This is a genomic window from Microcoleus sp. S36a_B3 (assembly GCF_036700745.1).
Lineage (GTDB): Bacteria > Cyanobacteriota > Cyanobacteriia > Cyanobacteriales > Microcoleaceae > Microcoleus.
In genome coordinates, this window is record NZ_JAUBPN010000001.1 from 432,619 (window position 1) to 444,813 (window position 12,195).

At 43.3% G+C, this 12,195-nt stretch carries 14 protein-coding genes and 1 pseudogene; 10 read left to right on the forward strand and 5 right to left on the reverse strand.

Annotated features, from left to right (window positions below; translation table 11 throughout):
* Positions 1–271: 271 nt before the first annotated feature.
* From QUA01_RS01890 to mreD, 3 genes are all read left to right on the forward strand, one after another.
* Positions 272–1,279 carry a rod shape-determining protein gene (locus QUA01_RS01890; RefSeq protein WP_194009048.1) on the forward strand — a complete coding sequence of 336 codons (1,008 nt, stop codon included), beginning with the start codon at positions 272–274 and terminating at the stop codon, positions 1,277–1,279.
* Between the two features lie 87 nt (positions 1,280–1,366).
* Positions 1,367–2,170 (forward strand): rod shape-determining protein MreC, encoded by an 804-nt coding sequence (mreC, locus tag QUA01_RS01895; protein WP_333089615.1) that lies wholly within the window; start codon positions 1,367–1,369, stop codon positions 2,168–2,170.
* Positions 2,170–2,736, forward strand: a complete 567-nt coding sequence (gene mreD, locus QUA01_RS01900; RefSeq protein ID WP_333089613.1) for a rod shape-determining protein MreD — start codon at positions 2,170–2,172, stop codon at positions 2,734–2,736. Before mreC ends, mreD begins: the two co-directional genes overlap by 1 nt.
* Positions 2,737–3,039: 303 nt before the next feature.
* On the opposite strand, the gene QUA01_RS01905 is transcribed toward mreD, so the two are convergent.
* Positions 3,040–3,831, reverse strand: a complete 792-nt coding sequence (locus QUA01_RS01905; RefSeq protein ID WP_333089611.1) for an HAD family hydrolase — start codon at positions 3,829–3,831, stop codon at positions 3,040–3,042.
* 246 nt (positions 3,832–4,077) lie between these two features.
* On the opposite strand from QUA01_RS01905, the gene argB reads away from it, so the two are divergent.
* Both argB and QUA01_RS01915 read left to right on the forward strand, forming a co-directional pair.
* A complete protein-coding gene (argB, locus tag QUA01_RS01910; protein ID WP_333089610.1) occupies positions 4,078–4,989 on the forward strand; it encodes an acetylglutamate kinase in 912 nt (303 codons plus the stop codon).
* 77 nt (positions 4,990–5,066) lie between these two features.
* Positions 5,067–5,228: a hypothetical protein gene (locus QUA01_RS01915; RefSeq protein WP_442922017.1), complete on the forward strand. Its 162-nt coding sequence runs from the start codon at positions 5,067–5,069 to the stop codon at positions 5,226–5,228.
* 292 nt (positions 5,229–5,520) lie between these two features.
* Here the strand turns inward: QUA01_RS01915 and QUA01_RS27285 are convergent, their stop codons facing one another.
* Positions 5,521–5,736 carry a DUF5615 family PIN-like protein gene (locus QUA01_RS27285; protein WP_333207949.1) on the reverse strand — a complete coding sequence of 72 codons (216 nt, stop codon included), beginning with the start codon at positions 5,734–5,736 and terminating at the stop codon, positions 5,521–5,523.
* Positions 5,736–5,960 carry a DUF433 domain-containing protein gene (locus tag QUA01_RS01920; RefSeq protein WP_333089607.1) on the reverse strand — a complete coding sequence of 75 codons (225 nt, stop codon included), beginning with the start codon at positions 5,958–5,960 and terminating at the stop codon, positions 5,736–5,738. Before QUA01_RS01920 ends, QUA01_RS27285 begins: the two co-directional genes overlap by 1 nt.
* Before the next feature lie 477 nt (positions 5,961–6,437).
* Between QUA01_RS01920 and QUA01_RS01925 the strand changes: the two genes are divergently transcribed.
* The 3 genes and pseudogenes from QUA01_RS01925 to QUA01_RS27290 all read left to right on the forward strand — a co-directional run bounded on the left by QUA01_RS01925 (position 6,438) and on the right by QUA01_RS27290 (position 7,524).
* Positions 6,438–6,590: a hypothetical protein gene (locus QUA01_RS01925; protein WP_333133086.1), complete on the forward strand. Its 153-nt coding sequence runs from the start codon at positions 6,438–6,440 to the stop codon at positions 6,588–6,590.
* Positions 6,591–6,641: 51 nt separating this feature from the next.
* Positions 6,642–7,130 (forward strand): hypothetical protein, encoded by a 489-nt coding sequence (locus tag QUA01_RS01930; RefSeq protein WP_333089602.1) that lies wholly within the window; start codon positions 6,642–6,644, stop codon positions 7,128–7,130.
* Positions 7,123–7,524 (forward strand): annotated as a pseudogene (locus tag QUA01_RS27290) (DUF7689 domain-containing protein). The gene QUA01_RS01930 and the pseudogene QUA01_RS27290 overlap by 8 nt, the downstream one beginning before the upstream one ends.
* Before the next feature lie 183 nt (positions 7,525–7,707).
* Here the strand turns inward: QUA01_RS27290 and QUA01_RS01945 are convergent.
* Positions 7,708–10,062, reverse strand: coding sequence for a dynamin family protein (locus QUA01_RS01945; protein ID WP_333089595.1), 2,355 nt, complete (start codon positions 10,060–10,062; stop codon positions 7,708–7,710).
* Positions 10,063–10,259: 197 nt separating this feature from the next.
* Positions 10,260–10,472, reverse strand: a complete 213-nt coding sequence (locus QUA01_RS01950; protein WP_333089593.1) for a hypothetical protein — start codon at positions 10,470–10,472, stop codon at positions 10,260–10,262.
* Positions 10,473–10,699: 227 nt separating this feature from the next.
* On the opposite strand from QUA01_RS01950, the gene QUA01_RS01955 reads away from it, so the two are divergent.
* Entirely contained in the window at positions 10,700–11,200 is a 501-nt protein-coding gene (locus QUA01_RS01955) for a helix-turn-helix transcriptional regulator (RefSeq protein WP_333089592.1), read from the forward strand.
* Positions 11,201–11,325: 125 nt separating this feature from the next.
* Positions 11,326–12,186 carry an Rpn family recombination-promoting nuclease/putative transposase gene (locus tag QUA01_RS01960; protein ID WP_333089590.1) on the forward strand — a complete coding sequence of 287 codons (861 nt, stop codon included), beginning with the start codon at positions 11,326–11,328 and terminating at the stop codon, positions 12,184–12,186.
* Positions 12,187–12,195 lie beyond the last annotated feature (9 nt).

Consider the following 12,195-nt stretch of genomic DNA (forward strand, 5'->3'; position numbering starts at 1 on the left):
GTCTGCCAGCTTAACTTGTAACAGCGCGAATCAGGGCTTCATCCTGATTTTACACCCACTTACCAGAACATATTGATTGTGGATGATTGGCGAGTCTTCACTCAACTCGCGATCGACAATGTACGTTTCTGACTAGACTCAGAATGAAAAACGTAATAGAATCCACCTCGGTTACACTTTTGTAACAACATTATTGCACACATTAGTATTTTAGTTTGGGGGGGGGTACAAATCAGTGGGTCTTCTCAATCGATTTTCCTTATCTAGAGATATGGGTATCGACCTCGGTACTGCTAACACGCTCGTTTATGTATCCGGCAAAGGTATTGTTCTGCAAGAACCGTCTGTAGTGGCGATCGACCAAGACTTAAAAATACCGCTGGCTGTCGGAGAAGATGCTAAAAAAATGCTCGGGCGCACGCCAGGGAACGTTATAGCACTGCGCCCGCTTCGCGACGGGGTAATCGCAGACTTCGATACTGCCGAACTCATGCTCAAGACTTTTATCCGCAGGGTTCACGAAGGCCGAAGCTTGGTTTCGCCCCGGATAATTATTGGCATCCCCAGCGGTGTCACCGGAGTGGAGAGGCGGGCGGTCATTGAAGCGGCTACTCAGGCTGGCGCTAGAGAAGTACGTTTAATTGATGAACCTATCGCTGCGGCGATCGGGGCCGGACTGCCTGTTGCTGAGGCGACTGGCAATATGATTATAGATATCGGCGGGGGTACGACGGAAGTTGCCGTTTTGAGCTTGCAAGGTACGGTGATCAGCGAGTCTGTGCGGGTAGCGGGTGACGAACTCAATGAGTCGATCGTCCAATACATGAAAAAAGTTCACAATTTGGTCATCGGCGAACGCACTGCTGAAGAAATTAAAATTCAAGTGGGCTCTGCATATCCGACGACTGAGGATGACGACGTAATTATGGAAGTGCGGGGCTTGCACTTGCTCTCCGGTCTGCCGCGAACTGTGACAATCAAAGGCCCAGAAATTCGCGAAAGTATGTCGGAACCGCTTTCAGTAATTGTGGAAGCTGTCAAGCGTACTTTGGAACGCACCCCCCCGGAATTAGCAGCAGATATTATTGACAGGGGAATTATGCTGGCCGGCGGCGGGGCGCTGATGAAAGGTTTAGATACTCTGATCAGTCACGAAACAGGAATTGTCACTCATGTGGCAGCCGATCCTCTGTGCTGCGTGGTTTTGGGCACGGGTAGGGTCTTGGAAAACAAACAATTGGAACGGGTTTTCAGCGGGCAGTCGTCGCGCAATATGTAGTTAACAAATTTGGGATTTTGGATTTAGAAATAGGGCTGCCATCTCAAATCTAAAATCCTGACATAACAATTTTACATTACTGAGATTATGCTAAAAAACACAATCCGCAGGTGGTGGGATCTGCGTCTACCAATAGCTCTTTTAGGTTTAGCTGTAACTGCTGCTTGGGGAGTTAGACAAACACAAGGTGCTCCACTGTTTGAAGTTTACAATTGGGTGTCTCGTCCTTTTCAAGCCAACGGCTCAGGACAAGAGCAACTCATCTCGGCGCGGACTCAAGAATTGCAAGCGCGACTATTAGAATCGGAAGCTCAAAATCAAAAGCTAAAAGAGCTTTTAGGTTATGTTTCTGCTAAACAACCTAAAGGAATTGTCGCTCCTATTGTCGGCCGCAGCGCTGACCACTGGTGGCAGCAAATTACTTTGGGACGCGGCAGTAATGATGGCATAAAAACAGATTTTACTGTGATGGGCCCTGGCGGTTTGGTAGGTCGAGTTGTCAGCGTTACTCCTAATACTAGCTTGGTGCTTTTAGTCAGCGATCCTACGAGTCAATTGGGTGTGGGAATTACTCGCAGTCGCAACATGGGTTTTATGCGCGGTAAAGGCGGAAATCAGGCTGTGATGGAGTTTTTTGATAATGTTCCCAATGTCAAACCTGGGGATGTGGTTTCAACTTCTTCTTTCAGTCAGTTGTTCCCTGCTGGTTTGCCGGTAGGAAAAATCGTTTCCGTGGATATGAATAAAACTCCGGCTCCTGAAGCTATTGTTGAGTTTTCTGCACCGATGAATTCTCTGGAATGGGCGGTGATTTACCCTCACTCTAAGGAAGTTGAACAAAAGAATGCTGCTGGTGAATCTTCTACGCCGGATGGGGGAGAAAAGCAGTAATGAAGGCTTTATCTAGAATGTTTGGGCGATCGCGCAAATTTCTCAACTTTGGCGTTACATTTGCTTCTGTGCTGCTGTGCTTACTAATATTGCCTGCTCGGATGCCGGGAATGGAATTGCTGGGAATTAGCCCTAACTGGCTGTTAATTTGGTTGGTAGCTTGGAGCATTAAGCGGAAACGTACAGTTTGGGGAGCCGCTAGCATGGGCGTGGTTTTGGGGTTTCTTCAAGATGCGATGACTGCTCCTCATCCTAGCCACGCTGTGAGTCTAGTTATTGTAGGAGTCTTAACGGTTGTTTTGCTCAAAACCTGGTCGATTCCGGCGGATATTGTTGAGAGAGATCCGATTCCGATCGCCCTAATTGTGTTTGCGATGGCGGTGGTGGCGGAAACGGTAATGGGGCTACAATTTTTGGCTATGGGCGATCGGGGTTTAGTAGAAATTTGGAGCGATCACCAGCGAGTGGCTTTGTGTTCTGCTATTCTCAGCAGTCTTTGGGCTCCGGTGATTTATTTTCCCCTCAATCACTTGTGGGAAATGACTAGGAGTTTAGAAAAATCTTAGTCAGTAGTCAGTAGTCAGTAGTCAGTAGTCAGTAGTCAGTAGTCATTGGTCATTAGTCATTAGTCATTAGTCATTAGTCATTGGCATTTGGCAGTTGGTTGTTGGCAGTTGGTCTGAAAGCATTAGCTAATAACAACCAAAAACTAAAAACTAATAACTAGCAACCGACAACTAATAACAGTCATCCGACAACTAACAACAGTCAGCAGTCAACAGTTAACAGTTAACAGTCAGCAGTCAACAGTTAACAGTCAACAGTCAGCAGCCAACAGTCAACAGTTAACAGTCAACAGTTAACTGTTGTCACTCAACGATCGCCTTTGGGGCCGCTCCTAATAAGTGATGAACGGCAATAATCAAGTCGCTGAGAATGAAATTAGGCTGGTGTTTTTGCAGTTGATGGCGGCTGCGAATGCCGCAGGTAACGGCAATTGTAGGTATTCCCAATGCTTGTCCTGCGAGGATATCTGCTTCGGTATCTCCGATCATCCAAGCCGAACCGAGAGATGACTCAAATTCTTCGGCAACTTCAGCTAACAATTCGGTTTTTAAGGCTGTATAGTTGTGGTAGGCAGCATCCGGCATTTGAGTGCCGCGAATGCTGGTAAACAGTCTGGCTAAACCGTAATTTTGCAACAGTTGAACGGCTTGATGTCTCGGCCGCAGGGTGACTAAAATCAGCCGCACGCCGCGGGAGTGCAAAAGCGCGATCGCCCATTGCACTCCCGGCTGGATGCGATCTAGGTGCAATAAGTCTGGCTGATTGACAATCCGACTCACGCATCCGAGAAAAACGTGAATTTCTTCTCCCGACAAGCCGGAAGATTTGGCTATTTCAGCATCGGGGACTCGATTTTGTTTCATTTGCCAAAACTGCTGTTTGCTGAGGATTTGCAGGTTGAGGCTGATTCCTCGCTCGCTACAGGCTGCTTGAGTGTCGGCTAATCCCTGTTTGTAAGTGCTGTAGTAGCGATCGGACACATCGACAATCGGCCCGTCTAAATCGCAAAATACCGTTATTCGGGGGGACGAGTCAGCCTCTGATGGTAGCGTGTACTGAGGGTTTTCGGAATTGGGGGCGACAGCAGTTAACATATAAGGTTCAGTAAATCAAGGATAACGATACATTTCTTGACTTTACCAAGAATTTTATAAGTTATAAGACAAAATTTCAAGCTATATCATTAAAAAAACCTATGATAATTATGAGGATAGCTCTCAAAAAGGGCGATCGGGCAAATCGTCGATAAATTCCAGGGAAAAAGTGATTTTTGTAGCTGTTGATATTTGCTTTAGCCATTAAAGTTTAGAATTAAGTTTTTAGTCTTTTGTAAATTACCCATGCTCAAACAAAGCGATTTTGTTAGGAATCCAGACACTAATCGAGTAGAGGTGCTTTCCGAAGCACTACCTTACATTCAAAACTTTGCTGGCCGCACAATTGTAGTCAAATATGGCGGTGCGGCGATGAAAGATAGCACTCTCAAAGACAAAGTAGTTCGGGATATTGTGCTCCTAGCTTGCGTGGGGATGCGTCCGGTTGTAGTTCACGGCGGCGGCCCAGAAATTAATATTTGGTTGGAAAAATTGGGAATTGAGCCGCAATTTAAGGATGGTTTGCGAGTAACTGATGCGGCCACAATGGAAGTCGTAGAAATGGTTTTAGTGGGGAAAGTAAATAAGGAAATTGTTTCGTTAATCAACCAAGCAGGCGGCAAAGCAGTGGGATTGTGCGGCAAGGATGCGAATCTGATTCAAGCTCGTCCAGATGGCCGCGAGGGAATTGGATTTGTTGGTGAAGTTAGCGGCGTGGACACCAACATTTTGGAGTCCTTGGTGAACAGCGGTTATATTCCGGTGGTATCGAGCGTGGCGGCGGATGAACGCGGTCAATCTTACAACATTAATGCTGACACCGTAGCCGGGGAAATTGCGGCTGGTTTGGATGCAGAAAAGTTGATTTTGATGACTGATACTGCGGGAATTTTGGAGGATTATCACAAGCCGGAGAGTCTGATTGCTAAGTTGGATATTCAAGAAGCGAGACAGTTAGTTGAGTCGGGAGTTGTGTCTGGGGGGATGATTCCGAAGGTTAATTGTTGTGTGCGAAGTTTGGCTCAGGGTGTGAAGGGCGCTCACATTATTGACGGGCGAATTCCTCATGCTTTGCTGCAAGAAATATTTACGGATGCGGGGATTGGCTCGATGATTGTTGCTTCTGAGTTTAGCGGGGGGAAGTTAAGGTATAAGTAGGGCGTGAATTTTAGTTTGGGGCGGGTAAGTGAAGCGATAAATCATTGCTTTACCCGTCCAGAGAATTGCTTTCTAGTTTGCCAGTAGGACTTGTGGAAACTGTTGTTGAAGTCTATGATACGGGAAGAGAATGTCAGTATTTAGTGGAATTTGCTGATAGTCAAGGGATTGAATATGCTATGGCTATTTTGAAGGTATATGAAATTTTAATTCCGCAATATGAACTTGCAGTTGCTTAGTAATGTGAGGGGAATGAAAGTTGGATAAGGGATCTCGCACTTTCGGACAATAAGGGATCTCGCAATGCAGGGATTCGACATGGAAAAGGCGATATCCCTTTTGGTTGTTTGGGGAAAAAAGGGATATCGCTATCAATCTTTACTCTCGAATGCGAATTCTGTAAACTTCTACCAGTAGTAATTTACCTCGATAATGCTCCTCACTATCGTGCAATGATAAGTATTCTGTTAGCCTTGCCATCAACTGAGGAATTATTTCCGGGTGATTTCTCAGTTGAAGAGAAATGATTCCTTAATATGAACTTGGCGGATAAGTCACAATATCTGCGAAGTCTCCATTGAGAGAAACAAGTATGGTATTTAATTCCTGAGCTTTGACAATGACAATAGTATCTGGAGATTCAATTGGAATGTAATCTCCCCCTACAAAAACTTCATGTTCGTTATCGCGAAGGATTTGAATAATAGACTTAGGAACGCATTGGTCAATAAAGAATCTTAAACTCATTAGGCAACTGTTTCAAAATTCGACAAATCGCGAGCATAATCAAGACAAGCAGCTATCTGTTCTTTGGCGATATCTGGAAACTCATCTATGATTTGTTCGACAGTGTTATTGGATGCTAAATATCCTAAAATTAGACTAACGGGAATTCTAGTTCCTTTGATTCTTGGTTTACCTCGCAGTACATCGGGGGTACTAACGATATGTTCTCTCCAGTTTACAGGCATAACTTGTCCTTGTTTAATCTGATAAGTTATATTATCTAATCTGACAACTTATATTTTAACTTAAGGAAAGGCGAGATCCCTTTTGGTTGTTTCGGGGAAAAGGGATCTCGCAATGCACGGACAATAAGGGCGATTCCCTACGGGATAGCTTCGCACGCGCGTACTTTGGGATTCATCATGGGAAAGCCAAGATCCCTTTTGGTTATTTGGGGGAAAAGGGATCTCGCCACAAATAGTAAAATCTGCTTAACATTTGAAAAGTGAATATTAGGTCATGTTAAACTACAATTAGTCGGACGGCGTTGTAGGGTAAGTTATAATCAAGATCGATCTGTCCGGTTAATCTCCCATGACTACACAATCTGCTTCGCGTTATGTCGCACCTCACCCTGAAATCTTGCAAGGGGAACCAATTATCGCGGGAACGAGAACTTCCGTGAATTGTCGCGTTTGGGTATTACTCCTGAAGAAATTCCGATGCAATTACCTCATCTGAAATTAGCTCAAATTTTTGACGCATTGAGCTTTTATTTGGATAAGCCGGAAGAAATAAATACTTATATTGAGCGCAATCGAATTCCCGAAGAATTGATTCATCCTGCTGTGAAAGCTGCCCTAAAAAAAACGTGAAACTATAATTTATTTGTTATACTTTAGGCATAATGCTAGTTTGTAAATCAGATGAACACGATCGCGATCGCCCTTTCAGATGAACGCCTACTAAAATTACAAAAACTCGCGAACAACTTAAATGTCTCGATAGAAGAGTTAGTTTTAATAGGCATAGAAAACTTACTCGCACAGGAAAAAGTTTCTTCACAAAATACCGCTCAAAATATTCTCAACAAAAAGGCTGAAATCTCCCCAGAGATAGTTAACAAATTTTATGCACTAGCCTCGGATTGGGAGGAAGATGTTGCTGGACTGTCTTCAACTGCCCAAATGTCTCAGCATCCTGCCTATCAGGAAATTATTAGTATGGGAACTAAAATCCTACCGCTGTTGCTATCAGAATTGAAAAAAAATCCTGTTTACTGGTTGTCGGCTTTGGGTGCAATTACGGGGGAAAATCCGATTAAACCAGAACAAAGGGGAAGGATAAAACAGATGGCTTCAGCTTGGATTGAGTGGGGTATAAATCAAGGCTACGCGATTGAAGAGAATGTATAGAAGACCCGAATTTGAATTTAAGTGGCCGAATTTGTATCGCACGGATTATCAAATTACTAGCCCCAAATCTCAAGAATATAACTGCTTTGCATGGGCTGCTGGGGAAGAGGATCGTTGGTGGCAACCGATACCTGGAGAGCAATTTTATTAGCCTGACGGCGTGCCACAAGAGGAGACTCTAGAAGAGTATATTCAGGCTTATGAAATGCTGGGATATGAAATTTGTAAAGGCGATAGATTAGAAGTTGGATATCAGAAAATAGGGCTCTATGTTGATTCCAAGGGTATTCCAACTCATGCAGCCAGACAATTGCCTAATGGTAAGTGGACGAGTAAGCTTGGCTGGTTGGAAGATATCGAACACGAACTTGATGGATTGGTTGGCGACAGGTAGGGAGTTGTCGGTCACATTCTCAAACGTGCGGTAAATTAGGGGAGGAATCTCGCAATGCACGGACAATAAGGGCGATTCCCTACGCGATAGCTTCGCACGCGCGTACTTTGGGATTCAGCATGGGAAAGGCGAGAGCCCTTTTGGTTGTTTCGGGGAAAAAGGGATCTCGTACTTTCTCTAACTTTACTTAACTGGCTTCCAACTATCGAGAGATTCCCGAATCGAACTTAATTGACTGAGGTACTCAATAAGCTTAGCTTTTTGATACTCAAGACGAGCCAGAATTTCCGGCGCTTCTGCTTCTTTCGTTTCCCGTTCCTTCAAAACGCGATCGAAGTCATTTTGAAACCTGTTGATATAATCATTGATTTGCCGTTCTGCACTTCGGAAATCAGCTTCCACCTGTTTTCCAATGACTCGCTCTAACAGTTTTTTATTTCTAGCTGTCTGCTCATCTATTTTGCGGTCGATCGAATCTAATGTTTGGCGTAAATCAACTTCAAAGAAGGAGCGATTTTCCATTACAGGAACATCAGCATGATAGACTTCATCTGAATTGCAACAGCGACTTTTTCTCCCTGTTTCTTTCTTGCTAGTTCCCACAACTACTGCTAATTGGACATCTTTAATCCGTGCATCAATTCCGGGAAAATCAAAGCTGGGAAATTGAATCGGGTTGATGTTGAGTTTCACCTGCAAAGCATCGCCCAGATAAGCAGACAGTTCATCTGAGATTTTTTGGATATCTTTTTGAATTATTTTGGCTAACTCTTTGCGAATATTTGTTCCATCTCGAACAAGCTCATCTTGAGTATCTATCCACCAATTATGAATGTGTGGCGCACAAAACTCATTGATAGTTTCAACAATTTTCCCAGCTTCTGCCTTCGTTTTACACCGGATAATGCACGGATCGAACTCTTCACTCTCAACAATCTGTTCAGAGGCAGAGGTACTGAAAGCTTGTGGAATAGACTCACCCAGTATATCCAACAAGGATGCACCTAACTTAAAGACTCTCCCTAGGCTTTGACCAAAGCCAGGGATTAATTCTAATACGGCTTCTCCCATGTCTCCTACTCTTTGTCCCCAGCCTATATTATCAGATGTTGCTGGTGGTAGTTGACGACTTTGTTGAGTTTTTTTAGGCTTTGGAGAGTTGGCGGAACGAGACTTTGCAATTTTATCTATCTCACTGGCTATCTGAGCTTTAGCCTCATTAGCAAATGTGTTAATGCCTTGACTAAATCCTTTGATTAGTGTTTGCTTCTGTTCCTCTACAGTTTTCTTTACAGATTCAATGTTCGCCCTCGCATTCTCCGAACGTCTTCTGTAGTCTTCTACTTTTTCTTTTAGGGCTTCAATTCCCATTTCCCAACCCCTAATCTGTGTATTCTGAGTATCCTCAATTGCCTTAGCAGCTTTATCAAGTTCTGCCACCACCTCACTCAATAAATTCCAGCCTGAATTTTGCGTAATCCTTTGAATGACTGTTTCTTGAATGCTCGGAATACCGCTATCTTGCAAAGCTCTTGGGGCAATTTCTTCAGGTAAAGGAATTACTCTCCTACCTTTTTCATCTCTCTCAGCATATTTGGCACTAAAGAAATCTTCAAAATCTTTTATCTCCTTGTCAGTTGCTTTTCCTTGCTGAATCAGTTTCGCTAAAAGTCCTTGTCGAGAACTAGCAGGGTAAATAACTGGATTGCAAAAGCCAAAGCCAACTAACTCTCGCTCTAAATCTTTAATGACATCAGCAATTTCTTTGTCTCTCTCTGTTTTTTGGTCAACTTTATTCAAAATAAAGTAAATTTTTCCCGTGTTCTCAGCTATAAAATCCTTACGATTTTCAACAACATCCTTAAACAAATCAGCAACCGCATTATCTTTGTAGGAAGCGTAGTTTAAAATAAACAGAATGGCATTGCAGGTTCGCAGTGCTTCTAGTGCTGTCTGCTTCAGTTCATTAATGTTGAAGTTGGCAGACTCCCACTCATTAGGGCCAGGAGTATCAACTAAGGTAAAGCCTGTGAGAGAAGATAATTGGCTAATTGCTTCAATCGGATGCTCTATCTCAAAGCGTGTAATGTTATCAGGATTGCCTTGTTCTCTGATTTCACGGGTACGCTGCAGGAATTTTTGCTGAATTTCGCCAGCGTCACCCTTAACAAGAATGACTGGTTTTCTTTGTCCTTCTCGATACTCTAAAAGTTTAGGAGTTTCGCCCGGTTTAATGTGTCGGACATCTGTACGGCAGATAGTACAGGCGGCCGTTTCACTCGCCAGCACATCAGCACCGATGATAGAATTTAAGAAGGTGCTTTTGCCAGCTTTCATTGCTGCTATGACGGCTACTTGATACTTCTGATCTTGCAAAGCCTTTAAAGCTTTGTTAATTTCATCTTCAATGCTTTGTAGCCCTTGACTTTCATCTCCCTGAATGCGGAGTCCGTCACGCAATTCTTTGAGATATTGTAAGAGGAAAGTGCCTGTACTGTCAATGCTGGTGTATGCTGCTTGAAATTCTTGAGAAGACATAAGTTGACACTTTTTAGTTGAGGGACGGGCTAAGTTAAAGCTAGAAATTCGCGGTTCAAATTGATAGAGATTGTGCGCTTACCAACCTATCCGCCAGGGGTTTTTAACCCCCGGCGGACTCCTGCAACAAGCGCTCAACATCAACAACCGACTTTAGTTATTAGCCAGAAACTTAAGTCCCTGGCGCGAGTCAATGTTTAGTCAGAAAGAGCCTTGCTAATCCCGTAAAATGCCAAACCTGCCAATGCACCTACGGCTATACCAACGGGGCCAGCAGCAGCACCCATACCAGCACCTCCACCAATAGCACCAATTGCCGTAAAACCAGAAGCAGCTACCACACCAGCACCCGCAGCAGCACCCGCAGCAGCGGAACCTGCTGCTTTCGCTATTTCATCACCTTTAGCCATTGGAATACCTCAGTTTAAGGAACAAAAACTAACTGTCTGACTAACGAAAGTTAACTAAACAGGCAAAATTTGAAATATTGAGATCGCACTTTCCGGCTTATCTAAGTATTTGCACTTAGACAATGAGTCGGTAATTTAATACTAGACTACCTATTGTTAGCCAGCAACTAACAAACGCTAGCAATTTCGGTTATGCTATCGTTAGCCACATCTCAACACACCCGACAATGGCATCAAAAGAAGACTTATTTGCCGAAGCCGGCAAACACTGGGACTTAGAAAGGCTATACCAAGCTTTCGCAGAAGCTAAACGGCAAATCTCACCCCGATCGCGCCGAGGACTCACAGAAACCGAAAAACTCTACCTCCGAGGCTTGCTTTCCGGTTGCAGCCCCGCCGAAATCGCCCGCCAACTGTTTCAGACTTCCAAAAGTGCAGAGGTTTATTTATGTAAAACTTTATACCAATATGTGAAAAAACTCGCCGATGTACCTAACGAACCTGTAGGAAATTGGCGCAATATTTGCGATCGGCTACAGGAAGCTGGATATAAAATACTCTCTTCTCCAGAATTTAAAATAAATAATTCTATACCTACAGAAGCATTAGTAAAAATAGTTAATATAGGTTTTAAAGAAAGTACAGTATCAATTGATATTAACATTCGACTAGAATTCCCCTCAACTTCAGAAACCCCAAAAACCGAAGACTTGAATCAAGACGGTTAGATGGGCGATTCCCCCTCAACCAGCAATCTTACAGAAAAGCTTGAAGGTCTGAGAATAACATATAAAACAGTATAAATGGTATAATTACAATCGAGAGCAATTCCTTCACGGTGGAGGTTTGAAAAATGAGATTTATCAATCCCAAAACAGATTTTGCCTTTAAAAAAATCTTCGGCGACGAACAAAACAAAGACATCCTCATCAGTTTTCTCAACGCCATCCTCTATCAAGGCAATTCTGCGATCGAATCTTTAGAAATCCTCAATCCCTATCAACCACCCAAAATTAGAGGAGTTAAAGATACTTACTTAGATATCCGAGCCAAGCTGAATAATGAGCAAACAGTTATTATCGAAATGCAGGTATTGAATGTAGAAGGCTTTGAAAAGCGGATTTTGTACAATGCTGCTAAAGCTTATTCGATTCAACTCGATACGGGAGCAGATTACACGCTACTAAATCCGGTAATTGCCTTAACTATTACTGACTTTGAAATGTTCCCCACTCTCGACAAAGTAATTTCCCGCTTTGTCCTAAAAGAAAGAGATTATCTGGTTGACTATCTAATTTATGATATTGAGTTAGTATTTGTCGAATTACCTAAATTCGGCAAAAAACTAGAGGAATTAGAAACGCTAACCGATAAGTGGATATATTTCCTGAGAAATGCCAAAAGTTTAGAACTCGTACCGGAACAAATGGGAGAAGTGCCAGCAATTCAGAAAGCTTTTGAAGTTGCAAATCGCGCCGCTTTAACCCGCGAAGAGTTGGAAGATTTAGAACATCAGGAAATTTACATACAAGACCAGCGGAATGCTATTACTAAAGCTGTTAAGCAGGCTGTTTCACAGGCTGTTTCACAGGCAATGAAGGAAAAAGCGCTTGAAATTGCCAAAGGACTTCTGGATGTGTTAGATGAAGCAACGATCGCCCAAACAACCGGATTGAGTATTGAGGAAATTCAAAAGTTGAAACAATCAAGGTAAAAAGCGATC

Coding starts and splice junctions, on each gene's coding strand:
- QUA01_RS01890 (WP_194009048.1), top strand. CDS start 272: ATGGGTATCGACCTCGGTACTGCTAACACGCTCGTTTATGTATCCGGC.
- mreC (WP_333089615.1), top strand. CDS start 1,367: ATGCTAAAAAACACAATCCGCAGGTGGTGGGATCTGCGTCTACCAATA.
- mreD (WP_333089613.1), top strand. CDS start 2,170: ATGAAGGCTTTATCTAGAATGTTTGGGCGATCGCGCAAATTTCTCAAC.
- QUA01_RS01905 (WP_333089611.1), bottom strand. CDS start 3,831: ATGTTAACTGCTGTCGCCCCCAATTCCGAAAACCCTCAGTACACGCTA.
- argB (WP_333089610.1), top strand. CDS start 4,078: ATGCTCAAACAAAGCGATTTTGTTAGGAATCCAGACACTAATCGAGTA.
- QUA01_RS27285 (WP_333207949.1), bottom strand. CDS start 5,736: ATGAGTTTAAGATTCTTTATTGACCAATGCGTTCCTAAGTCTATTATT.
- QUA01_RS01920 (WP_333089607.1), bottom strand. CDS start 5,960: ATGCCTGTAAACTGGAGAGAACATATCGTTAGTACCCCCGATGTACTG.
- QUA01_RS01925 (WP_333133086.1), top strand. CDS start 6,438: ATGCAATTACCTCATCTGAAATTAGCTCAAATTTTTGACGCATTGAGC.
- QUA01_RS01930 (WP_333089602.1), top strand. CDS start 6,642: ATGAACACGATCGCGATCGCCCTTTCAGATGAACGCCTACTAAAATTA.
- QUA01_RS01945 (WP_333089595.1), bottom strand. CDS start 10,062: ATGTCTTCTCAAGAATTTCAAGCAGCATACACCAGCATTGACAGTACA.
- QUA01_RS01950 (WP_333089593.1), bottom strand. CDS start 10,472: ATGGCTAAAGGTGATGAAATAGCGAAAGCAGCAGGTTCCGCTGCTGCG.
- QUA01_RS01955 (WP_333089592.1), top strand. CDS start 10,700: ATGGCATCAAAAGAAGACTTATTTGCCGAAGCCGGCAAACACTGGGAC.
- QUA01_RS01960 (WP_333089590.1), top strand. CDS start 11,326: ATGAGATTTATCAATCCCAAAACAGATTTTGCCTTTAAAAAAATCTTC.